This is a genomic window from Ruminococcus intestinalis (assembly GCF_014288065.1).
Lineage (GTDB): Bacteria > Bacillota > Clostridia > Oscillospirales > Acutalibacteraceae > Ruminococcoides > Ruminococcoides intestinale_A.
This window is the reverse complement of sequence record NZ_JACOPS010000007.1, coordinates 1-24497: the sequence shown is the minus strand read 5'-3', so window position 1 is coordinate 24497 and position 24497 is coordinate 1. Positions and strand designations below refer to the sequence as shown.

Annotated in this window: 23 protein-coding genes and 1 rRNA gene; 16 read left to right on the top strand and 8 right to left on the bottom strand. The window is 38.9% G+C overall.

Annotated elements, in window-relative coordinates; all coding sequences use genetic code 11:
* Positions 1-91: 91 nt before the first annotated feature.
* From mnmE to rpmH, 6 genes are all read right to left on the bottom strand, one after another.
* Positions 92-1456: a tRNA uridine-5-carboxymethylaminomethyl(34) synthesis GTPase MnmE gene (mnmE, locus tag H8R91_RS11590; protein WP_186936359.1), complete on the bottom strand. Its 1365-nt coding sequence runs from the start codon at positions 1454-1456 to the stop codon at positions 92-94.
* A gap of 74 nt (positions 1457-1530) precedes the next feature.
* Complete coding sequence (gene jag / locus H8R91_RS11585; protein WP_207722770.1) at positions 1531-2319, bottom strand: RNA-binding cell elongation regulator Jag/EloR; 789 nt, start codon at positions 2317-2319, stop codon at positions 1531-1533.
* An 18-nt stretch (positions 2320-2337) separates the two neighbouring features.
* The gene (locus tag H8R91_RS11580; RefSeq protein WP_186936357.1) at positions 2338-3330 is read right to left on the bottom strand and encodes a YidC/Oxa1 family membrane protein insertase; all 993 of its coding nucleotides are present in this window, start codon (positions 3328-3330) and stop codon (positions 2338-2340) included.
* Positions 3331-3338: 8 nt separating this feature from the next.
* Positions 3339-3578, bottom strand: coding sequence for a membrane protein insertion efficiency factor YidD (gene yidD, locus H8R91_RS11575; protein WP_117706617.1), 240 nt, complete (start codon positions 3576-3578; stop codon positions 3339-3341).
* Positions 3579-3582: 4 nt separating this feature from the next.
* On the bottom strand, positions 3583-3921 hold the full coding sequence (rnpA, locus tag H8R91_RS11570; protein ID WP_022234754.1) for a ribonuclease P protein component: 339 nt from the start codon (positions 3919-3921) through the stop codon (positions 3583-3585).
* Positions 3922-3994: 73 nt separating this feature from the next.
* Positions 3995-4129: a 50S ribosomal protein L34 gene (gene rpmH, locus H8R91_RS11565; RefSeq protein ID WP_022234753.1), complete on the bottom strand. Its 135-nt coding sequence runs from the start codon at positions 4127-4129 to the stop codon at positions 3995-3997.
* Positions 4130-4624: 495 nt separating this feature from the next.
* Between rpmH and dnaA the strand changes: the two genes are divergently transcribed.
* From dnaA to H8R91_RS11505, 12 genes are all read left to right on the top strand, one after another.
* Positions 4625-5950 (top strand): chromosomal replication initiator protein DnaA, encoded by a 1326-nt coding sequence (gene dnaA, locus H8R91_RS11560; RefSeq protein ID WP_022234752.1) that lies wholly within the window; start codon positions 4625-4627, stop codon positions 5948-5950.
* A 767-nt stretch (positions 5951-6717) separates the two neighbouring features.
* Positions 6718-7824 (top strand): DNA polymerase III subunit beta, encoded by a 1107-nt coding sequence (gene dnaN / locus H8R91_RS11555; RefSeq protein ID WP_022234751.1) that lies wholly within the window; start codon positions 6718-6720, stop codon positions 7822-7824.
* Positions 7814-8026 carry an RNA-binding S4 domain-containing protein gene (locus H8R91_RS11550; protein WP_022234750.1) on the top strand — a complete coding sequence of 71 codons (213 nt, stop codon included), beginning with the start codon at positions 7814-7816 and terminating at the stop codon, positions 8024-8026. The genes dnaN and H8R91_RS11550 overlap by 11 nt, the downstream gene beginning before the upstream one ends.
* Before the next feature lie 17 nt (positions 8027-8043).
* Entirely contained in the window at positions 8044-9141 is a 1098-nt protein-coding gene (gene recF / locus H8R91_RS11545; RefSeq protein WP_186936356.1) for a DNA replication/repair protein RecF, read from the top strand.
* A 1-nt stretch (position 9142) separates the two neighbouring features.
* Positions 9143-9424, top strand: a complete 282-nt coding sequence (gene remB, locus H8R91_RS11540; RefSeq protein WP_186936355.1) for an extracellular matrix regulator RemB — start codon at positions 9143-9145, stop codon at positions 9422-9424.
* 120 nt (positions 9425-9544) lie between these two features.
* Positions 9545-10297, top strand: coding sequence for a hypothetical protein (locus H8R91_RS11535; protein WP_186936354.1), 753 nt, complete (start codon positions 9545-9547; stop codon positions 10295-10297).
* 3 nt (positions 10298-10300) lie between these two features.
* A complete protein-coding gene (locus tag H8R91_RS11530) occupies positions 10301-10618 on the top strand; it encodes a hypothetical protein (RefSeq protein WP_186936353.1) in 318 nt (105 codons plus the stop codon).
* Positions 10619-11281: 663 nt separating this feature from the next.
* Entirely contained in the window at positions 11282-13231 is a 1950-nt protein-coding gene (gene gyrB, locus H8R91_RS11525) for a DNA topoisomerase (ATP-hydrolyzing) subunit B (protein ID WP_178587299.1), read from the top strand.
* Between the two features lie 210 nt (positions 13232-13441).
* On the top strand, positions 13442-13864 hold the full coding sequence (locus H8R91_RS11520; RefSeq protein ID WP_022234745.1) for an acyl-CoA thioesterase: 423 nt from the start codon (positions 13442-13444) through the stop codon (positions 13862-13864).
* Positions 13865-13883: 19 nt separating this feature from the next.
* The gene (gene gyrA / locus H8R91_RS11515) at positions 13884-16424 is read left to right on the top strand and encodes a DNA gyrase subunit A (protein ID WP_186936352.1); all 2541 of its coding nucleotides are present in this window, start codon (positions 13884-13886) and stop codon (positions 16422-16424) included.
* Between the two features lie 264 nt (positions 16425-16688).
* Complete coding sequence (locus tag H8R91_RS11510) at positions 16689-17390, top strand: hypothetical protein (protein ID WP_186936351.1); 702 nt, start codon at positions 16689-16691, stop codon at positions 17388-17390.
* A 12-nt stretch (positions 17391-17402) separates the two neighbouring features.
* Entirely contained in the window at positions 17403-17975 is a 573-nt protein-coding gene (locus H8R91_RS11505; protein ID WP_186936350.1) for an HD domain-containing protein, read from the top strand.
* Positions 17976-18515: 540 nt separating this feature from the next.
* On the opposite strand, the gene H8R91_RS11500 is transcribed toward H8R91_RS11505, so the two are convergent.
* The gene (locus H8R91_RS11500; RefSeq protein WP_022234740.1) at positions 18516-19241 is read right to left on the bottom strand and encodes a 16S rRNA (uracil(1498)-N(3))-methyltransferase; all 726 of its coding nucleotides are present in this window, start codon (positions 19239-19241) and stop codon (positions 18516-18518) included.
* A gap of 248 nt (positions 19242-19489) precedes the next feature.
* Here H8R91_RS11500 and rbr point away from each other — a divergent pair, with 248 nt between their 5' ends.
* From rbr to H8R91_RS11485, 3 genes are all read left to right on the top strand, one after another.
* Positions 19490-20026, top strand: coding sequence for a rubrerythrin (rbr, locus tag H8R91_RS11495; RefSeq protein ID WP_186936349.1), 537 nt, complete (start codon positions 19490-19492; stop codon positions 20024-20026).
* A 493-nt stretch (positions 20027-20519) separates the two neighbouring features.
* Positions 20520-21656 carry a resuscitation-promoting factor gene (locus tag H8R91_RS11490; RefSeq protein WP_186936348.1) on the top strand — a complete coding sequence of 379 codons (1137 nt, stop codon included), beginning with the start codon at positions 20520-20522 and terminating at the stop codon, positions 21654-21656.
* 131 nt (positions 21657-21787) lie between these two features.
* Positions 21788-22354 (top strand): hypothetical protein, encoded by a 567-nt coding sequence (locus tag H8R91_RS11485; protein WP_186936347.1) that lies wholly within the window; start codon positions 21788-21790, stop codon positions 22352-22354.
* 68 nt (positions 22355-22422) lie between these two features.
* On the opposite strand, the gene H8R91_RS11480 is transcribed toward H8R91_RS11485, so the two are convergent.
* A complete protein-coding gene (locus tag H8R91_RS11480; protein ID WP_186936346.1) occupies positions 22423-23658 on the bottom strand; it encodes a zinc ribbon domain-containing protein in 1236 nt (411 codons plus the stop codon).
* Between the two features lie 567 nt (positions 23659-24225).
* Here H8R91_RS11480 and H8R91_RS11475 point away from each other — a divergent pair.
* Positions 24226-24497: ribosomal RNA gene (locus H8R91_RS11475) — 16S ribosomal RNA — on the top strand; the annotation flags it as partial.

Below are 24497 nucleotides of genomic sequence, written 5' to 3'. Positions count from 1 at the left end.
TAAAAAGGCTTGACCTAAATTTTAAAATTATTTCGCTTAATTTGCACATTAAACCATAATTTACTCTGACTTTCGATTTTCAATAACAAGACTACTTGCCCACGCAAAAATTATGGAATACTCTGTCTACAACTTCATCACTTGTTCTCTCACCCGTGAGTTCAAGCAAACTTGTAATTGCCTCTTCAATGCTTACAGTGATTGCATCATAGGTAAGTCCGATTTCAAGAGCATTTTTTGCGTCTTTTACAGAGTTTAGGGAGTTTAATACCGCCTGCCTCTGTCTTTCATTGGAAAGTACACCCTCGCTCGGGTTAAAATTATCCATTCCCGCAATATCTTCAACCGCTTTTACAAGCTCTGCTCTGCCCTCTCCGCTTTTTGCCGAAAGATAAACCACATTTTTTATCTTGCTTTCAATGTACTCTGTGTCAAGCTGTTTGTCCAAATCGGTTTTGTTGATTATTGCAATGCACGGCACTTCGCCTGCCGATTCTATCAATTCTTTATCGTCATCGTCAAGACTGCGGTTATAGTCAAACACCGCAAGCAAAAGTCCGCACTGCTTTAATCTGTGCTTTGCTCTGTCAACTCCGATTTTTTCTACCTTGTCATCGGTTGTTCTAAGTCCCGCAGTGTCGCTTAACCTAAGAATAACATCTCCGACAATTACCGTGTCTTCAATAATATCTCTGGTTGTGCCGGGTATGTCGGTAACAATACTGCGCTCGCAACCCGAAAGCAAGTTCATAAGAGTGCTTTTTCCTACATTCGGTCTGCCCGCAATTACCGTGTCTATACCCTGCTTTACCGCCTGTCCGCTGTCATAACTCGAAATAAGTCCGTCAAGTATTGCAATGCTGACATCAAACGAATCGTAAAGCTGTTCGTCGGTTACTTCGGCAATATCTTCTTCGGGATAGTCTGCCCATGCGGAAAGATGTGCCGCCGTTGAAAGCAAGAGATTTTTTACTTCGTCAATTTTGTTGCGAACCGCACCCTCTTTTACACAAAGAGCTGCCCTTGCGGCGGAACGGGATTTTGCGGAAATGATGTCGATTACAGCCTCAGCCTCGGAAAGGTCGATTTTTCCGTTTAAAAATGCCCGTTTTGTAAATTCACCTGCCTGTGCCGGAACTGCGCCTGCATCAAGCACCGCACGAAGTACAAGTTTTGTAATATAGATACCACCGTGGCATGAAAGCTCGACAACATTTTCGCCCGTATAGCTTAAAGGTTCACGAAAAACAAGAGCAACTGCCTCGTCAATTTCTTCGCCGTCACTTACAATTTTTCCGAAAGATGCGGTATAGCCTTTCATATCGGCAAGTTTTTTATTATTGATGCCTTTAAAAATTTTATCGCATACAGTAAACGCAGAATCACCGGAAATACGAATAACCGAGATACCGCCCTCACCCTGCGCCGTGCTGATAGCAGCAATAGTGTCAGACATAAAATCACTCTCTTTAAAATGGTTTTAAATAAAAAACAAAAGGGAGCAAAAATGCCCCCTTTCTTTAAAAATCATTATTTATCAATTCTGCCGTAAAGTCCGTCAAGGCTTCCTTCGTTAAGGGGCTTTCTGTCGGGATTTACCTCGTTATTAACAGAGTTGTTGTTGTACGGGCGTCTGCCGCCTCTGCCTCTGTTGTAACCTGAATTGTTGTTTCTTGAATATCTCTTAAACTTTGGATCAGGTCCTATTACAACATGACGGTTTGCGTTTTCGCCCTCGCTCCATGAAATAGCACCGTTCACCTTCTGTACAGAAGTATGAATAATTCTTCTTTCATACGGGTTCATCGGCTCAAGACTTGTTTTTCTGCCTGTCTTAATTGCCTTGAAAGCAAGCTTTCTGCCGAGAATTTCAAGAGTTTTTTCTCTCTTTTCACGGTAGTCGCCTGTGTTTACAGTAACCTTAAAGTACGAATTGTCAGCGTGATTTGCAACAAGGCTTGTAAGGTACTGCAATGCGTCGAGTGTTTCGCCTCTTCTGCCGATTACAAAACCGACATTTTCACCCTCAAGGTCAAACTCTACGCCGTTTTCAATTTCTTTTTTATTGATAGAAACCGACTCAAGCTTCATATTCTTAAGTACATTGCTTAAAAATTCTTCCGCTGTTTCGGCCGGGCCTGCCTTAAGAGTAATTTTTACCTTAGCGGGTGCACCGCCAAAAAGACCGAATTTCTTTTTCTCGGCACGCTGAATAACCTCAAACTCAACAATCTCGGATTCGTCAATACCGAGCTGTCTTTTTGCGTCTTCAAGGGCGAGAACTTCAGTTTCGCCAACACCGATTGCTTCTCTAATCATATTATTCACCTATTTCAATTACTTCTTTTTCTTTTTTCCGTTGCCGTTTGACTTAGAGCTTGTCTTCTGTTCAACAGGTGAGTAAACATAAGGAACTTTTGCCTCGTTTAGCTCCATAAGAGCAATGTGACGAGCCTCTTCTTTTGCAGTAAAGCTTACCGGAGTAAAGAACTTTGCAATAACAAGTGATTGGATAAACGCAATTACTGATGAGCAAATCCAGTAAAAACCTACCGCAGCCGGTACGGTATATGCGATATAAGCTGTAAACAGAGGCATTACATAGAGCATTACCTTGAGGCAGCCCTGCTGCTGTGCCATCTGAGCTTTATTGATTTTCTGCATTACAAACTGCGAACCAACATAAGATATAAAACAAAGTACAGGAATGAGCGAGTACCATGAAAAAATACCCATATCCTTAGGAATTGTAAGGAGGTTGATTCCCATCATATTAAATCCGTTTGCAAAATCGATTATCTGCTGGCAGTCCGCAGCTGAGAACATTCCCTGAATTGTTTCAGTGTTCATAATGCTTGGGAACACCCTGATAAGTTCGATTTGCTGATAAGTAGCATTTGTAGTGATTGTGTAACCCGGAATTGTGTTCATATATGCAACAGCGCTGTTTACTGTGTCCGAGTTAAGATGTAATGTGTTTGTAAGAGGATATGCAACGGCATAAAAAATACCGAGCATTACAAGGAGAGGAACAATCATAGTAAGGCAACCGCCCATAGGCTTTACTCCCTCTTTTTCGTAAAGCTTGTTCATTTCCTCCTGGAGCTTAACCTTGTTATTGGCGTATTTTTCCTGGAGCTCCTTTTGTTTTCTTTGCATTCTCATTGTGCCTGCCATAGATTTTTGTTGCTTGACAGTAAATGGGAACAAAATAAGTCTGATTACAATAGTAAATACAACTATTGAAAGACCGAAATCTTTTAGAAAGTAGAAAGCAGCCCAAAGAACATAGCCGAGAATACTTCCAAAAAATCCAAATATATTTGCCATAAGCTACCTCACTTAATTTTTCTTGGCTTGTCCGTTTTTTCCGGGACAGGATCGTAGCCACCCTTTGAAAAAGGATTACAGCGCAGTATCCGCCATATGGTCAGAGCGGTACCCTTTAATGCGCCAAAGCGCTCTATCGCCTCAATTCCGTATTGAGAGCAGGTAGGCTCATACTTGCAACTTTTTGGCAGATGCGGAGAGATTGCAGCTTTATAAAATTTTATCAGCAGAATTAAAATTCTTTTCATAATATTACTTTTTCAGAACGCCGGCAGACTCCATATGATTTTTCATAGCGTCATATACCTTTTGAGATTTTACAAAAGGAGTCCTCGACCTTGCCACAAAGACAAAATCGTAACCGGGTTTCAAATCATTGTAAAGCTGATAATATGCGGCACGAATCACACGCCTTGCACGGGTGCGCTTAACCGCTTTTCCGACTTTTTTGCCCGTAGTTATTCCAAAACGCAGGTTATCGGATTTATTTTTTATAACATATGTTACCAAAACAGGACTTACAAAGGATTTTCCCCTCCTGTAAAGTCTGGAAAAATCCCTATTGTCCTTTAAAGTGATGAAGTCACTCAAAATTAAAACCACCTAAGCAAAGTAAAAGCCGCAAACAACAAAGAAAGACCACTGTAATAAAGTGGCCTGTTCTTTAGTAAGACAACCTTTTTCTACCTTTAGCTCTTCTTCTAGCCAATACTTTTCTACCGTTGGCTGTAGACATTCTCTTTCTGAAGCCGTGCTCCTTCTTTCTGTGGAGCTTCTTTGGCTGATAAGTTCTCAACATACTGAAAACCCTCCCTTCAATATATAACCTTGCAATATAGCATTATATATTAATTTTTCTTTATAGTCAACAAAAAATAAAAAGTTTTTTTAAAATTTGTAAAGCAGAGCGGTTTTACGGTTTGCTTATATATACTTATATATAGAAAAAGATTGCTGATAATATTTATTAATATAAAAGTTAATATAAAAAGAAAATTGAAAGAAAAATAAACATCCGATTTTTTATTTTTTCCGTTTCAAAGCAATTATAAAATTTTCGGTTTTCTCTTTTAGTTTTAATTAAGCGTATTCCTAAGTTTTAAAAAAGAGTCTTTAAAGTCAAAAATTAAATAAAAATCCTCTCTCGGGCTTTAAAAGCACCTTAAAAGCCATTATTTTTAGAGTAATAAAAAGATTGATTTTTTTTAGGAAGTGTTCTATAATATAATAGAATAGATTTACTATGGGGTAATATGGCGATATTGCCGTATTTATTATGGAAGGGAAGTCGTATATGGAATCTTTTGAAGAAGCGTGGGGAATCATATGCAGTTATTGCAAAACTAAAATTACCGATGTCGCTTACAACACTTGGATCAGCAGAATCGAGCCTATCGAACTTGATTTTGACAAGAACAAAGCTGTAATTTTAGTTCCTAACGATTTTCATCGTCAGACTATAACTCGCTGCTATCTTTCTCTGCTTAACGAGGCTTTTGAAGCCGTATTCGGTCAGATTTTCGTTATTGAAATGAAAATTCCCGAAGAAATCTCTGTCAAAGAGGAACAACAGGCAGCTGCAAATGCGGAAATCACAGACATAAGTTATGAATATACTTTTGATACTTTTATTGTCGGCTCATCAAACAAATTTGCTCATGCAGCCTGTCTTGCAGTTGCCACAAATCCCGCCAATGCCTACAATCCGCTGTTTTTATACGGAAATTCCGGTCTTGGCAAAACTCATTTGCTTTATGCAATCGGCAACGAAATCAAGAAAAATTCACCCGAAAAAACTATTTGTTACATAAAAGGTGACGATTTTACCAACGAACTTATCGAGTCACTTCGTATGGCACGAATGAGCGAGTTCAGAAAAAAATACAGACAAGCAGATATTCTGCTCGTCGATGACGTTCAGTTTATCGGAGGTAAGGAAAGTACACAGGAAGAATTTTTCCATACTTTCAATGCTCTTTATGACGCCCACAAGCAGATCGTTCTTACATCCGACCGTCCGCCAAAGGAAATTAAAACCCTTGACGACCGACTTCGTTCAAGATTTGAGTCCGACCTCATTGCCGATGTTCAGCCGCCTGATGTAGAAACAAGAATCGCTATCATTAAAAGAAAGGCAGAGCTTCTCGATCTCGACCTTTCAAATGAGGTTTGCGAGTACATTGCTTCTAAAATCAAGGCTAATATTCGTCAGCTTGAGGGCACAGTTAAAAAATTAAAGGCAAAAAACCTCGTAAATCAGGAGAAAATTACAGTTTCTTCGGTTCAGGAGGTTATTTCAGACATTCTTAATAACGATACTCCGCCGGAGGTTACCGTAGAGCGCATTATCGAGGAAGTTTCCCGTACTTTCGGCGTTACTCCCGAGGCTATCCGTTCTGAAAACAACAGAAGTGCAAACATCAGCAATGCCAGACACATTGCAATTTATATTTCAAGAGAGCTTACAACACTCTCAATGGCAAACATCGGTGAAGAATTCGGCGGCAGACATTACTCCACCGTTATCTATACCGTTAAAAAGGTTAAGAAAATGATGCAGAATGACCGCAAGATCAAAGAGATAATCGACGATACCATCAAGAATATCCGTGACAGGTAGTTCAACGGGTTTTCAACATATTTGGTTACACGATTTTAACCTTTTAACATTATTAACATTACAGTTTTGTAACATTTGTAAACACTTAAATTTCGGCTTAAATGCTTAGCTTTCAGCCGTTTGGTCAATACTTGAAAGCATACAGATTTAACACAACCTGTTAATGCCTTTCCATAATTTCAACATTTTTAGTATGTTCAAAAATATTAAAAATTTATTTGTAAAAAACTTTGAAATATTTTTCCGTAAATTGCACTAATTAATGCAATTTCGGACTTATTTTCACCGTAGTTGAGGGAACACCCTAAAAAGCTGCGTTCACAGCAAAAAAATCAGGAAAAAATCCGTATTTTTATGAGCCTGAAAAAGAGGAGATTTTTGCCTATATATAATAGTATAGAAAAATCTAAAAAAACAGGCTTTGAATTTACTATTTTTAAAGCGTAAAATTTACGGATTTTTTAATCAAAAATGTGGCAGGATTTTTCCGTACAGTCGGAAATCTTATAAAAAACAGCTTTTGAAAGGCTTTTTTATACCGAATCCGATTAACATTTTTATTAACATTTCACTAACAATTTTCAACCCTATGTTGAAAGAAAAAGTCCTTTTAACAGACGATGTAAAAGCTGTTAAAAGGCTGTGGAGTGTTTTGTGGACGGTTTTTTCAAGGAATAATCGGAAAAGTTACAATTTTTTAACAATTTAACACCCCCTACTACTACTACGAAATATTTAAATTATCACTACATAAAGGAGAGCTACACTTGAAAATTTCGTGCTTGCGAACAGACCTCGCTAACGCTGTGTCAAATGTGTCACGAGCAGTATCTTCAAAAGCTGCAATACCCGCTCTTGAAGGTGTGCTTATAAAAGCGTACGACAATTCACTAAATATATCAGGCTACAATCTTGAAATAGGAATCACAACTGACATTGATGTTACCATCCAGGAGGAAGGCGAAATTGTTGTCAGTGCAAAGCTTTTTCTTGATATTGTCAGAAAGCTGCCGGAAGAAATCGTTATGATTGAGACCGACGAAAGAATGGTGACTTATATTACCTGCGGAAATGTAGATTACCAAATTGTGGGAATGTCATCAATCGAATATCCGGATCTTCCTACTTTTGAACAGACAGATATGATTACCGTAAATGCAAAAACTCTGCGTGAAATGATCAGGCAGACAGTATATGCCGTGTCCGATAACAACGCAAAGCCGATTTATACGGGTTCGCTTTTTGAAATTGAAGACGGACTTTTCAGAATCGTAGCAATTGACGGCTACAGAATGGCAATCAGAAGTGAAAATGTAGATTCCGAAAGCAAAAATAAATTTGTTGTTCCGGGAAAAACTCAGCTTGAAGTCCTCAAACTTTTGGGCGATGACGAGCAAAATGTAGATATTATCATAGGTCAAAGACACATCACCTTCAAGGTTGACAATTACAGAGTAATTTCAAGACTTATCGAGGGTAATTTTATTGATTACAAGACAACTATTCCGACCGATGTAAAAACAGAGGTCATTATAAACACAAGAGTTATCATAAACTCGGTTGAAAGAATGTCACTTTTAAACAACGACAGAATTCAAAGCCCTGTAAGATGCAATTTTGATAATGACGAAATCAAACTTTCATGTGCGTCTGCAGTCGGCAGAGCAAACGACAGTATTTCGGTTTCGATTATGGGAGAAAAAGTTGAGATTGGTTTTAACAACAAATATTTGCTTGACGCTCTCAAAAATTGCGATACCGATGAAATCAGACTTGCTTTAAGCGGCCCGATTAAGCCGATGGTTATCAAACCGGTGAAGGGCGACAGCTTTTTGAGCATTGTAGTTCCAATGAGGCTTTCAAATGAAGGATAAAAAAATCAGCATTGACACAGAATTTATAAAATTACAGGATTTGCTTAAGCTTGCAGGTCTTTGTGACACGGGCGGAATGGCAAAAATGATAATTCAGAACGGAGATGTCACCGTAAACGGTGAGGTTTGCACTATGCGTGGCAAAAAAATGCGTAAAGGCGACTTTGCAGAGTTTGACGGAGAAAAAATTACCGTTATCTGAGCTGGGAATGATATTTTTTGAAGGTACTTGCGCTGAAATTTGAAAATTACAGAAATCTTGATGACGCAATTATTACCCCGTGCGACGGTGTGAATGTAATTTACGGCGACAACGCACAGGGAAAAACCAATCTGCTTGAGGCTTTTTGGATGTTTTGCGGCGGTCATTCGTTTCGGGGTTCAAAGGACAACGAACTTATAGGTTTTGGCAAGCCTTTTGCAAAACTCGAAGTCCGATTTTTCGGACAGGACAGGGAACAGACCGCCTCTATAAAATTCAAAGGCAATAAAAAGCAGGTAGAAATCAACTCTGTAGCCAAAAATTCGGCTGCGGCACTGATTGAAAAATATTGTGCGGTCGTTTTTTCGCCCGAACATCTCAATTTAATTAAAAGAGGCCCGTCCGAAAGGCGAAAATTCATTGACAGCGCTATTTGCAGAGAAAAATTAAAAAATGCGGTGGTGCTTTCAAAGTACAACCGCACGCTTAATCAGAGAAATTCTTTGCTCAAAGATATTTACAGGCATCCAGAACTCGAAGAAACTCTTTCAATCTGGGACAATTCCCTGCTCTTGAACGGTGCTATACTCATAAAACAGAGAATGGAGTATCTCCAGATGCTCGAAAAACGGGCTGCGGAATACCATTTTGGCATTTCGGGCGGCAAAGAACAGCTTGAAATTAGGTATTTATCGACTACAAATGCCGAATACGGCGACAGTATTGAGCAAATTCACCAAAAATTATACGAAACTTTTGAACAAAGTAGGGCAGATGATATAAGAAACGGCTGTACTACAAAAGGTGCGCACAGAGATGATGCAGAGATACTTATAAACGGCAAAAATGCAAGACTTTATGCCTCGCAAGGGCAGCAAAGAAGTGCGGTATTGTCATTAAAACTTGCCGAGGCGGCGGTTTTGTCTGAAAGAATGGGCGAAAAGCCGATAATTTTGCTCGACGATGTTATGAGCGAGCTTGATTCCAAAAGACAGGATTTTTTACTGAATAAACTTGATGACTGCCAGGTTTTTATAACCTGCTGCGAGCAGTCAAACAAGGAGCAGCTTAAGCACGGCAAAATTTTTAATGTTTGTAACGGAGTAATCAGTTGAAATGTATTTACATTTGGGACAGGATACTGTCATAACCACAAAATCAATTATCGGTATTTTTGATATGGACAGATGTACCGTTTCTAAAAAAACGAGAGATTATCTTACAGAGGCAGAGAAAAGAGGAAATGTTGTAAATGTTTCTTACGAACTGCCAAAGTCATTTATTGTCTGCAAGGAAAACGGAAAAATTATGGTTTATATAAGCCAGCTTTCGAGTAAAACGCTGTATAAGCGTAACAAAGAAGGTACTTATAAAATATTGCAGTCGGAAATTAATTAATATTACTCAAAGTATAATTTTAATAAAACAATATTTAAACAATGCAATAAAATACAGATTATGTGAATAACTAATGAATATTTATTCATTTTAAAATACATTCAAAAAGAGGGATTGTTTATGAAAGCAAAAAAATGTCCTTACTGTTCAAAACGAATTTCGTATATTTCGGGTTTTTCAAGCAGACGAAAAAGTGAATATATATGCACAAGATGTGGAAAGGAAAGTAAAGTCATAATTAACAAAATGATTTTTGTCGGCTTTGCACTTGCAGTTGCGGTTGCCGCAGGCATTATGCTTTACTGGATTAAGTCGGGCAATATCAGCAATCCTCTCGGAGTTTTGTTTGTTGCCGTACCGCTTGTAATTTTTATGCTTATATCTCCCGTCTTTTTGAATTATGTTCCTCTTAAAAAATATAAGAAATCCATGGAGGCTAAAAAGGCCGGTATGGTTTACTCCGAAAATATTGCCGGCGACATAACCGATGAGTTTGACTTTAACCCGATGAGAACATCACACACAATTACATCCGAACCCGAGGATACAACTCCTAAGGTTGCCATAGATACAAGTGTGTTTAATCAGCTCAAGCAAAAGCGTGACGCCGAAAGAATACATTTGCAGGAAGAGATGAACAGAGCGGACGAAGAAAAAGAGGCAGATAAGGAAACGGATAAGACCGTGGCTTTTGTGCCTGTTATAAGCGATGTAAGCGAAGACCACGCATCTATGGACGCACCGCTTAAGAAAATCCGTTCGGACGCAGATACGGGCTTTTCACGCTCACGCCACTACATTCCGCAAAAGGAAGAGAGCGACGACAACAAAAAAGCCGATACAAACAAATACACCGCAAACAGAAAATTCTAATTTATGCTGAAGTTACCTATTTGTCCTCACTGCCATACCGTTTACGGCTACAGAGAGGTTAAAAAAATTGTAAAAGAAAAATCACATACCTGTTATCACTGCAAAAATGAGTTCAGAGCGAGCAAAAGGCCTTGCTTGGTACTTATACTCATTTTGTTTGTTCTCGCCGTAGCGGCGAATGTAGGTGTGTTATATATGAGCCCTAATCTGAACTTCTATGCTTTGGTTGGCATAAATGTGATTTTTATACTGCTGTTCATAGCATTGTACCCACTGTTTGTATCGTTTAAGGATATAAAAAAAGGGAAGAAAAACAAATAAATTTTGGTTTTATTCTAAATGATGGGGCAGCAGTAATGAATTATGGTTTTGCAAATTGTTTTACCAAGCAATTATAAAAGTTTGGTCGACCTTTGAAAAGGTCGTGGGTGTGGGCAAAGCCCACAAATACTTTTGGCTAATGCAAAGCATTTATAGCCGAACAGCTTGCTGTTTGGCGACTTGAACAAATAGGCAAAAGCCTTTAAATGCGACAGCAACAAGAAAAATCATTTGTTATATAATTTAAAAATTAATTATTTTTTATAAAAGGCTACCGCCTGTTTTATCAAACTAAGTGCAAGCACGCAAACAGCGTGGCTGTTTGCGCCATATAAATCGCTATATCGGAAGATATTATGGGCTCTGCCCAAACCCGCAAGCCTTTAAAAAGGCTTGACCTAAATTTTTAAATTATTTAGCCGAAAGTTACACTAAACCGTAATTTATCCTAACTTTTTGATAAAGAAACTAAATTTTATTATTGACAGATTTTTTTGTGATTTGCCAACTGAAAATTCAGAAATTGAAATTAACAACAACCTGACGGTTTATGCGCCGTAATTTTCGGTGCACAAATACGGTCAGAAAAAATACTTTCCGCTCTTTTTAAGAGTGTGAACAGGGCAAAGGCTGTGCCTTGGCTCTGATATTGGAGGTAAAAAAATGGACAATGAGAATAACATTGAGATGACCAAAGTCGAGCAAGAGTACGGCGCCAATGAAATTCAGGTTCTTGAGGGACTTGAAGCGGTCAGAAAAAGACCGGGTATGTACATAGGCTCAACAGGTCCGAGAGGTCTTCATCACCTTGTTTATGAAATTGTAGATAACTCTATCGACGAGGCGCTTGCCGGCTACTGCACAAAGATTGATGTGGTAATCGAGGAGGGCAATATCATCAGAGTTACCGATAACGGCCGTGGTATTCCTGTAGGCATCAACAGCAAAACAGGCTTGCCTGCCGTAACGGTTGTATTTACGGTTCTTCACGCAGGCGGTAAGTTTGGCGGCGGCGGTTACAAGGTGTCGGGCGGCTTGCACGGTGTTGGTGCGTCTGTTGTAAATGCGCTTTCCGAATGGCTTGAAGTAAAGGTTTGCGACGGCAAGGATATTTATATGCAGCGCTATGAAAGAGGTAAGATTGTTACCGACCTCCACAAAATAGGCAAGTCAGACATAAAGGGTACGGAAGTACGCTTTAAGGCAGATCCGCTTATCTTCAAGGAAACCGATGTTTATGAGTACGGTGTGCTTGAAAAGCGTTTGCGTGAGCAGGCTTTTCTTAACGCAGGCGTGCATATTGAGCTTAGAGATGAGAGAAACAAAGACGAAATTATAAAAAACAACTTTGTTTATGAGGGCGGTATAAAGAGCTTTGTCGATTATATTCACAAAAAGAGAGCGCTTGCCGTTATTCATCCCGATGTTATTTATTTTGCCGCAAAGAATGACGAGGACACAATCTCGGTTGAAGTTGCTTTGCAGTATAATGACAGCTACAACGAAAATCTCCTTACATTTGCCAACAACATTCATACCACCGACGGCGGTACTCACGAAGAGGGCTTTAAGCGTGCGCTTACAAGGGTTATGAACGATTACGCAAGAAAGTTCGGCAAACTTAAGGATAACGATAAAAACTTAAGCGGTGAAGATGTGCGAGAGGGTATTACCGCCATCATCAGCGTAAAACTTAAAGAGGCGCAATTTGAGGGACAGACTAAGGCAAAACTCGGTAATACCGAGGTAAGAACCATGGTTGATAAACTCGTAAGCGAAAAACTTATGATTTATCTTGAGGAAAACCCACAGGTTGCAAAGGCTATTTTTGAAAAGTCGCTTGCATCTGCAAGGGCAAGAGAGGCGGCAAGAAAGGCGAGAGAGAGCGTAAGAAGAAAATCTGCTCTTGAGTCTGCTCAATTACCGGGCAAACTTGCCGACTGTCAGTCAAAAGACAGCGAGATTACCGAAATTTACATCGTAGAGGGTGACTCTGCGGGCGGTTCGGCAAAGGGCGGTCGTGACCGTAAATTCCAGGCTATTCTGCCGCTCTGGGGTAAAATGCTCAATGTAGAAAAGGCAAGACTTGACAGAGTTTACGGAAACGATAAACTTATGCCTGTTATAACCGCACTCGGCACGGGTATAGGCGACGAATTTGATATTACAAAACTGCGTTACGGCAAAATTATTATTATGGCGGATGCCGATGTTGACGGTCAGCATATCAGAACACTTCTTTTGACCTTCTTTTTCAGATTTATGCGTCCGCTCATTGAGGAGGGGCATATCTATATTGCACAGCCTCCGCTTTACAGAATTTCAAAGGGCAAGGAGCACAAGTACGCTTACTCGGACATTGAGCGTGACCAGATTTTAGCCGCAACAGAGGGCAAAACCGAAATTCAGCGTTACAAAGGTCTTGGTGAGATGGACTCCGAACAGCTTTGGGAAACCACTATGAATCCGGAAACAAGACTTATGCTCAGGGTAAACCTCAACGAGGCGGAAGAGGCAGACGAAATCTTCACCATTCTTATGGGCGATAAGGTTGAACCGAGAAGAGAATTTATTGAGAAAAACGCTAAATTCGTTCAGAATCTTGATGTTTAATTCTGTTTTGAACTGAATTTTTTGAGCGGTAAATTTGTGATAATTTAAAACGAATGTTCCCGACCGCAGTTTAATTATTTGGGACAAGAATATTATCATTTGGCAAACTGTCTTTTCATAATAAAAATTTCCGACTGTAACTTAGCTGTTGTCGGAAGTAAGAATATATTTTATACAAATTGTCTTATCGTTGTAAAAGGAGTGATTTTTGTGCATTCACGAACTAAATTCCGGGTGCGTTATGCCGAAACGGATTGTATGGGCATTGTTCACCACTCAAATTATCCGATATGGTACGAAATGGGCAGGGGCGACTATGTAAAAATGCTCGGCTTTAATTATCGTGAAATGGAAGAACAGGGAATTATGACGCCGCTTTTGAACCTTAACTGTTCATTCGGCAAGCCTGCGCTTTATGACGATGAAATTATTTTACGCACAAAGGTAATTTTAATTTCTGCCGCAAGAATTACTTTTTCATACACAGTAAAGAGAATAGAGCCTGACGGCTCGGAAACAGAACTCGGCTACGGTACTACCGAGCACGGATTTGTCGATTCAAAGACATTCCGCCCGATAAGCATAAGAAAGCGTATGCCCGAGCTTTACGAAAAGATAAAACAATTTACATAAACCTTGAGGAATGAATAATATGGACAACGAAAATATGGAAAATGGAGTATTTAATCACGGAAGAATAAAAGATGTCGATGTGAAGGAAGAAATGAAATCAAGTTTTCTTGACTACTCAATGAGCGTTATTATCTCCCGTGCGTTACCTGATGTTCGTGACGGTTTAAAACCTGTTCACAGGCGTATTCTCTACACAATGTACGAAAAGGGTCTTGACCCTAACAAGCCGTACCATAAGTGCGCAGACACCGTAGGTGCTGTGCTCGGTGCGTATCATCCTCACGGTGATGCGTCTGTTTACGATGCGCTTGTTCGACTTGCACAGGACTTTTCAATGAGATATATGCTTGTTGACGGCCACGGTAACTTCGGTTCGGTTGACGGTGATCCGCCTGCCGCATACAGATACACAGAGGCGAGAATGAGCAAGATTTCTTGCGAAATGCTTACCGATATTGACAAAAAGACGGTTGATTTTCAGCCTAACTTTGACGACAGACTTGAAGAGCCAACCGTACTTCCGAGCAGATTTCCTAACCTGCTTGTAAACGGTTCTGACGGTATCGCCGTAGGTATGGCTACAAAGATTCCTCCGCACAACCTTGGCGAAACCATTGACGCCGCTTGTGCGCTTATTGATAATCCCGATATTGACCTTGCCGGTCTTATGGACTATATGCCCGGCCCTGACTTTCCGACAGGCGGCATTATTATGGGCAGAAGCGGTATAAGAGCCACTTATGCGACCGGCAGAGGTAAAATTACCGTGAGAGCCAAAACAGAGATTGTAGAGGCTAAAAACGGCAGATACAAGATTATTGTTACCGAACTGCCTTATCAGGTCAACAAGGCAAGACTTATCGAATACATTGCCGACCTTGTGAAAGACAAGAGAATTGACGGTATTTCTAACATTGAGGACCACTCCGACCGTCAGGGTATGCATATTGAAATTGATGTTAAGCGTGAAGCGTCTGCAAGCATTGTTCTTAACAACCTCTTTAATCTTACACAATTACAGACAACTTTCGGCGCAATTATGCTTGCAATTGTTGACGGTGTGCCTAAGATATTAAACCTTAAGGAAATGCTTACAGAGTATGTAAACTTCCAGCAGGAAATCATACGCAGAAGAACGGAATTTGACCTTAAAAAGGCAAAGGACAGAGAGCATATCCTTGAGGGCTTGAAGATTGCGATTGACTTTATTGACGAGGTAATCTCAATCATCAGAAATAGTAAAGACCAGGCTACCGCTAAGGTAAACCTTATGGAGCGCTTTGGTCTTGACGATGTTCAGGCACAGGCAATTGTTCAGATGCGTTTAGGTCAGCTCACAAATATGGAGCGCACAAAAATTGAAGACGAAATTGCCGCTTTAAAGACAAAAATCGAAGAATACAACGCTATTCTTGCCGATGAGGGCAGACAGCGTGAAATTATCAAGGAAGAGCTTATTGTAATCAGAAATAAGTTTGCAGATCCGAGAAGAACGGAAATCTGCGCTGTCAACGGCGAAGTTGACATTGAGGATCTTATTCCGAATCAGGAATGCGTGCTCACACTTACTCAATTCGGCTATGTAAAGCGCCTTGCTGTTGATACCTACAAGATTCAGAACAGAGGCGGCCGTGGCGTATCGGGTATGTCACGCAGAGAAGAAGATGTTGCGACTGAAATGTTCGTAATTAATTCTCACGATTATGTACTGTTCTTTACCGATAAGGGCAGAGTGTACAGGCTCAAGTGCTATGAAGTGCCGGAGGGAAGCCGTCAGTCAAAGGGTATGAATATTGCAAATCTGCTCCCGATTGCGGCGGACGAAAAGGTAACTTCTATGATTAGAGTGCCTGAATTTGACGAGGAAAAGTACCTTGTTATGGTTACAAAGCAGGGTATTATAAAGAGAATTTCTCTCAATGCATATAATACCGCAAGAAAAGGCGGACTTATTGCCCTTGAACTTAACGAGGGTGACGAGCTTGCATGGGTAAGACTTACAGACGGCAATCAGCAGGTTATTGTGGCTACAAAGAACGGCCTTGCTATCAGATTTGAAGAAACCGATGTTCGTCCTATGGGCAGACAGGCAAGAGGCGTTAAGGCTATTTCTCTGCGTGAGGGCGACTGCGTTGTGGGTATGTGCGTTGTTGCAAATGATGACCTTATTCTTACTGCGTCCGAAACAGGCTTTGGCAGAATTTCAAATGTAAGCGACTACCGCTTGCAGAGCCGTGGCGGTAAGGGTATTACCAACTACCACACCGAAAAATACGGAAATGTTGCGGCTGTCAGTGCGGTTAAGCTTGCTGATGATATTATCATTATTTCGCAGGAGGGCGTAATTATCAGAATTGCCGCCGATACTGTAAGAATCTGTAACAGACCGAGCAAGGGCGTTACTCTTATGAGAATAGGCGAAAACGATAAGGTAGTTACTGTTGCAAGAGCACCTCACGAGGACAGTGAGAGCGAAAAAACAGAAGAAACAGCCGAAGAAGAAACTTCCGAGGAGAATACTGCCCCTGAAACAAATGCCGAAGAGAATACAGAAGAATAAATAAAAAATATAGCCTTCCCGTAAAAAGGAGGGCTATAACATATTTTGATAAAAGTAATTGTCGGGTAAAAATTATGGTTTAGCACAGTTAATCGCAAGGCTAAGATTAAATAATTTAAAAATTTAGGTCAAGCCTTTTTAAAGGTTGACCAAACTTTTCTGATTTTTTGGCAGAGAGCGTGTTTTTTACTTTATTAACCTGAATATTAAATCACATATTTCCGACAAAACCAACACTTTGACTAATCAAACGAGGTAATAGGTATGAAAAAAATTGTGCCTGTACTGTTTGCTTTGGTGCTTGCCTTTTCTTTTGCGGCTTGTAAAGAGCAGAAAACAATTGTAAAAGGCGGTACGGCTTCACTTGACGAAATCCTTGCTTACACAAAGGAAAAAGCGCAGGAGGACAGCACCAATGTGAACGGCAAAAGATATAATATAAATATTGAGAAATTTACCGAGCGCTATAACGAAATAATGTTTCGTTCGGGCGGTGACGAATATCTCAGTATGGAAAATTGGAAAAGGCTCGGAGAAACCAAAAAAGACGCTAACGGAGTTGAGTATTTTTGTTATTACTATGATATAGACAATGCCGAGCTTACCGTGGCGGTTGAGTCACGCAGTCACAAAATAATGAATGTCGGCTGCGGCACTACTATGTCAAAGTATGTGTCTATTGACGGCGAACATCAGTACAGCGAAAGAATACTTAATATGTCGGCTGTTATGGCTGCTGCCGTCGGAGGCTACACAAGCGATGATGTTGAGCTGTTTGAAAAGATTTTTAACGAAACTACCTTTGAAAACAAAAGTTCGCTTGCTTATGAAAACAATATTTTTAACCTTACTACAGGCAAAAAAGGCAAAAAAGACGAAAATAACGACAGTACAATGCTTTTCAGGTATTTTCCCGTTACCGACGAGCATTTGGTCGAGTGGAATATTCCGACTTATTCAGAGTAAAGAGGTATTGTTATGACTCCCGAAAAACTTACAGAAATTTTATATCTTGCAGAAAATTTAAAGAAAAATACCAGACACAGTTGGCTTTCAAACGGCAGGCGAGAGAGCGTTGCCGAGCATAGCTGGAGATTGTCGCTGTTTGCTTATTTTGTAAAAGATGAGTTTCCGAATGTAGATATGGACAAGGTGATTATGATGTGTATTTTTCATGACCTTGGCGAGGCTTTTACAGGGGACATTCCGTCATTTTATAAGACGAACAATGACGAAGAAATCGAAAAGCATAAACTTTGCGAATGGTTAAATACTCTCCCACAGCCTTATAAAGATGAGCTTACTTCTCTTTATAAAGAAATGGACGAGCTTAAAACCGAAGAGGCAAAGCTCTGGAAAGCTATGGATAAACTCGAAGCGTCAATTCAGCATAACGAGGCGGAAATCCGTACATGGCTGCCGCTCGAATATGAATTAAACCCTGTTTACGGCGAAAAAGAATGCGGCTTTAATGAATATATGAAAAACCTGCAGGAATACACAAAGCAATTGTCTTTGGATAAGATTGCAAAGGAAAGTAAGAAAGATTGAAAAATGCAAGTTATTTATAATTTTGATTATGTTAATATAGCTAAAATTTTATAAGTTTATTTGTCGCTTAATATCATTGTAATAAACACTTTTTATATATTATAACTAAAAAATGATGTTTATATAATTACAAACAGTCAACTTGATGAAACAGATAATAAGATTAAACAGTTATATACTCATAATTAAATTATAGATTTTTATTGACAAAAAGTATATATTATTATATAAGATTATTATATAATAGTATTGTGACCAAGTTATAATTTTGATATTTATACAATATACTAACTATGCCCTTGAGGGTCTTATAAAAAATGCTATACCCTTTGCGGGTGACAAAGTGACGAGTTTCATACTCGTCATTTTGTCTTTATAATAAGAATTTTAATATTATAAAAATAACCGCCCAACTATTTGACAAGCAAGTGTTGGACGATTATTTAATCCGAAAACATAATAAAGACTGATTGCTTTATTATATTTTTTCTGTAACTTATTATATATTAATCAAAACGGGCGTGAGGCTCGTTTTTTATTTTAAAAATTATCTGTTTGGAACATTATAATTGAAAGTGCGGCGAGAGGTGCGGTTTCCGCTCTTAAAATTCTTTTGCCGAGGGTTGCCGGACTGCCTCCGTTTGCGATGATTTTATCAACTTCGGACTGCTCAAATCCGCCCTCACTGCCGATAAACATTGCTATACTTTTTGGCTTTTTATCGAGAATTTTATTTACTTTTTCTCCGCCGAGTTCGTAAAAAATAATCTGTTTTTCGCTTTCAAGGCTCATTTGTGCGGCTTTTTCAAAGCTCACGCAGTCGCAAACCTGGGGGATGATTCCTCTTCTGCTCTGCATTGCCGCCTGCAAAGCTATCTTTTGCCAACGCTCGCATTTTTTCTTTATTGACTTTGCGTCAGGTCTTGAAACGCATCTTGCCGAGAGCATGGGAACTATTCTTGATATGCCGAGTTCAACGCATTTTTGCACGATATAGTCCATTTTATCGCCCTTTGGCAGAGCCTGATACAGGGTTACGAATACATCGGGTTCATTCTCGCACGGCCTTTTTTCCGTAATTTTTACCGCAGAATATTCGGCTGTAATCTCTGTGAGTACACATTCACACTGCGTATTGTCGGGGGTAACCAGCGTGAGTTCTTCGCCTTTTTTCATTCGCAATGATTTTGATATATGTCGTGCGTTTTCACCTGAAATAACATAGGTGTCGGAAGTGATATTTTCATCTGTAAAAAACCAAGCCATTTAAAAAACCTCTTTTTATTTTGTTGAGGGATTAGCAGGTATAAAGTAAACGGATTAAAAAACTATCTGTAATTTTAAATTTCTAATCTAATCGTTTTGCTAAACCCTGAGCTGTATAAAATCTAATATTTATGTTTTTAATATACCAAAAATACCGCATAAATGCAAGTTTTTACCGCTTTTGTATATACGCACTTTGCCTGTATATACTATATATAGAAAAGAAAATCGTAAAAGGGAGTTTATGTATGCAATTAAAAGGTTCGCAAACAGAGAAAAATCTTGAGGCGGCTCTTGCCGGTGAGTCGATAGCAAGAAACAAATATACATTCTATTCAGATAAGGCAAAAGCCGACGGATACGAACAGATAGCCGAGCTTTTTGAAGAAACCGCAAAGAACGAAAAAGCCCACGCACAGATATGGTACAATCTTCTGAAAGGAAAAACGAGTACAACGGAAGAAAACCTACAGCTTGCTTCGGACGGCGAATATTACGAAAGGAATGAAATGTATCCGCAGTTTGCAAAGACAGCAAGAGAAGAGGGCTTTGACTTTATAGCAGGTTTGTTTGAAAAGGTTGCCGAGATAGAAAAGCAACACGAAGAAAGGTTTAAAACTCTGCTTAATAATGTACAGGAAAAACTTGTTTTTTCAAAGGACGGAGATGCGGTATGGATATGCCGAAACTGCGGTCATATTTGCGTCGGAAAAACCGCTCCGACCGTGTGTCCTGTCTGTGCTTACCCACAAAGTTTTTTTCAGCTGAAAAGCAATAATTATTAAAAAGAAAATTAAATAAAAATAGTTAAAAATTGAGTTTTAGAGATAAAGCTCAATTTTTTATTTTTGTAAAAAACACAGTGTTTAAGCGATTATTTTAAAATTTATAAAAATAGAAATAGGCATATTTTTATTTGTAATACTTTTGTAATATATGCTGATTTTTAGTTACAAACTTGTTACAAATCGGTATCTAAAAAGTAAACTTTCATTTTCTTGCAATTTGACTACAAATTTGCAGGATTTTAATTCAAAAAACGAAAAAATAATTTGCTAATACAGAAAAAAAGTCGAAATCGTTGTGCATTTTCCATAAAAACTTTATTTTCTTGCTGTTTGACATATTCAAAATATAAGCCTATAATAACGCCGTTGCTTGCGAACAGCTTTAACAAGCGTTAAAACAGCCTTCACAAGTAACCAAATTTTAGAAAAAAGCCAAACGGAAAGCGGTTTTTGCGCTTGCAAAAATCACTGAAGAAAGGAAGAATTTCTTATGATGCTAAAAACATTTTCAAAGCCTGCAATTAAATGGACGGTCGCAGCAATTCTTTGTGCAACTCTTTCTGCAGGAGCTTTGGTAAATGCAGCAGCAGCCACAGCTACAGCAGACGAAGTTACCGCAAGCAAAACTTATGTTGAAAGCTCAACAGAGTTTGAGGTGGGCAACGGCGATGTTGTTGTAAGCACAAACAAAAACTTCAATATGTCTTTTGATGTAATCAAGGCAAATAAAATCACAATCGACAACTGCGGTGAAAAGCAGACTATATCTCTTGCAAAGGGTACGGTTGAGGAAGTTCTTGACAGAACAGGAATTACCCTTACAGACAACAAGAGCGTTACACCGTCGCTTAACACAGTAATCACAGACGATACGAACATTTATGTTTACAACGCAAAAAACATTAAGCTAACAACAAACGGCACAGAGATGAGCGTAAAAGCCCCTGAGGGCACAGTAGAAAACGCTCTTAATATTCTTGGCTACACTGTTACTGACAATGATATTTTAAGCGTTGACAAAAATGCTCAGGTTGAGGACGATATGGAAATCATCCTCAAAAAGGTAACATATGTTGACGAGGTTTCAACCGAAAAAATTTCTTACGACACAATCGAAAAAGATTCCGACGATATTCTCACAGGCGAGTCGGAGGTATCTCAAAACGGTGCAGACGGTGAAAAAGAAGTAACCAAGAGATGTAAATACATTGACGGCAAGTACGCTTCAACAAAGGTAATCGGCGAGAAGGTTACAAAAGAGCCGGTTGACAAGGTTATTCTTAACGGCACAAAGAGAGGCACTATAACCGATACAAGCGGCGCACCTGTTTCATACCGCTATATGGTTTCGGGTTCGGGCACAGCCTATACGGCGGCTCCGGGTTCACTTACAGCAACAGGCGCAACAGTTTACGAGGGCGGCGTTGCGGTAAACCCTGCAATCATTCCTTACGGTTCAAAGCTCTACATTGAGGCGGCAGACGGCAGTCATGTTTACGGCTATGCAACCGCTGTTGACACAGGCGGAGCATTGATGGACGGTTCGGCTATAGTTGACCTCTTCTACTTCAGCTACGATGACTGCGTAAACTTTGGCAGAAGAGATGTTAATGTGTATGTTCTTTAATATATAAATTTAAGCGGAAGTGCGTTTGCATTTCCGCTTTTTCTGTAAAAATAATATAATGCTTGATTTATCGGCAAATATAAGCTATAATATACGAAAAGTGTAAATTCGCATTGAAAGGATTTTGAAATATGAAGAAGATTATCTCTGCATTGTTGATGGCATCTGTAATTGCAATTTCAGCAGCAGGCTGTGGATATAATGATGCTCTTGAGCAGGCGTCTAAGGCAAACCAGCAGACAACATCTGCAAGTCAGTCATCGGATTCTACATCTGACGAAACAAGCAAGGTGACAGACGCCGATTACAAAGATACCTTTGACGGACTTTGCAGCTATATGCAGGATAAGGGTTATTATACAGACAAAGCTGTCAAAACAGAAATGGACGCATCTTTTATCGGCGCAAAGCAGGGCGTTAAGTACAGCATAAGCAATAACCTTGCTATTGAGTTTTATGAGTACGATACAACTAAACTCAACGATACAGCAAAAGAAATCGTTAAAGAGGTAAATGACAGCAACAGCTTTACTATTATTGAGGGTTATCCTGTAAATGCGGCTTACCTTTCAAATAACGGCAAGTATCTTATGATTTACAACGATACAAAAATAGACAAGGACAACCCTAAAAAAGACTCAAACGAGTATAAGGCAAGAGAAAATGCGGTTGAGGACTTCCTTGCATTTAAAAATTGATTTGTAATTTAATAAGCATAATTAAAAGGAGATACCGAGCGTGGTATCTCCTTACTTTTTGTTTATTCTCAAAATTTATTACCGCAATAAGGGCAGAAGTTCATATCAACAGGCGATTGCTTACCGCATTTGGCACAAATCTTTTCGGCAGAATTATTTTCCGCTTTTTCTGTATTATTAAATACAGGTTGAGGAACAAAATCCTGCGGCGGTGTTTGCGGTGTCGGCTGAACATTATTAACTCTGTTGCTTGCATATGGATTCTCATAAACAAATTGCTGTGAAGGCTGATTATCAATCGGCTGATTGTTTGGAACAACAGGCGGAGCAAACGGTGTGCCGTTATTCTGATTAAACGGCATCTGCGGCTCATTGTCGTGAACAGGCTCGCTATCTCTGTAAAAGCGTGTTGCTTCGCTGTCGACAGGTGAAAGCACAAGGCTGTCGGTTGTTTTCTTTATATAGTTAAAGTACATTAAAGCCACAATGCTTACGAATATAAACGGAATAAGCTCTATAATACCGCAAACTAAGGTAATAGGGTATAAAGTATTTGCAACATTTGTTACTGTATCAAAAAGCTCTGAATTGTTTACAAAATTGCTTGAGAAATTCACACCCGATCTTTCAAGTGTTCCGGATATTTGAGTGGCAAAGTAAAACAAAGCGTCAATCGAGCCTGATATAAACATATATCCTATAACAGACGATATAACAGAGATTACCGCATAAACAAAACCCGATACGGCGGTTGCCTTTGCGCCCGCTTTTGTAATAAATACAGATGAAAGCGAATACTTAATGCCTTTTGTAAGTTTACAGGAGGCAAGGAAAAAGATAAACTCGCAGAGCGTACTGATAAAATTAATACCCAACAGTATAGCAGAAGTTCGGAAAATATCTTCGGGCATATCAGAGCCGAATACAATTAATAAAATAACCAATATCAATGATACTGCAAGCGATATTCCCGTAAAAGCGGTAAAGATAATTGTAAGTACCCTTAAAAATGTAACAGGCGGTTTTAGCTTTACAATAGGCCTGCGGCTTCTTGCTGTGCAGAACAGCAATATAAATGCAAACAAAAAGGCTAAAGACGATATATCAATAGAAAAAGATAAATTGACATTCTCGTTTTTTTCTATAATGTATTTAAATGAAATCATCATAGAAGAAACCGCTGTGACTATTTTGCAAATAGTAGGTACACAAAAGGTAAGCGCAGTGATAAGGATAATAGGTTTTCTGAAAAAACCTCTAAGTATATCAACATTGTGTTGATACGGATTAAAAGGCTGGTTCATAGTTTTCCTCCGATTAAATTGATAATTATATTTTATAATATAGTATAATTAATTGCAATAGAAAGAAATAATTTATACAAAGCTGTCGATATAAATTGTTATTAATGTATTTAGTTAAGCTAAAGCAATTTTAATTTAAGAAAATAAAGGAAAATACATTGATTATATAGACTGTATATAATATAATATTGAAAATCGTTATGCTTAAGTAAAACACAACTACTATATATTGTGGTTGTGTAAATAAAAAAGTCAAATATAGTCGTATTTAAAATAAAATAGGAATTTTTTTAAAGTTTTTTTAAAAAAGTGTTGACATTTGGCAAAGTAAATGATATAATAATTGAGCACTTGAGAGTGACACGGAAAATTCCGATAAACACAAGTGCGTAGGACCTTGAAAATTAAACAACGAGAAAAATAAAGGAACCCGTAATACTTTGAGGATACTCAAAGATTTACAGTGAGATGCACACAACAAAGCATCAAGAAATTACGGATACGTTAGTATTCGGAATGAGCGATTAAAGCTCTGAAATTGATAGTAAGCGAAAGCTTAATATACAAATTTTAGAGAGTTTGATCCTGGCTCAGGACGAACGCTGGCGGCGTGCCTAACACATGCAAGTCGAACGGAACTTTTTTAAAAGATTTCTTCGGAATGATTTTGATTAAGTTTAGTGGCGGACGGGTGAGTAACGCGTGAGTAACCTGCCTCTAAGAGGGGAATAACATTCTGAAAAGAATGCTAATACCGCATAATATATATTTATCGCATGGTAGATATATCAAAGATTTATCGCTTAGAGATGGACTCGCGTCCGATTAGTTAGTTGGTG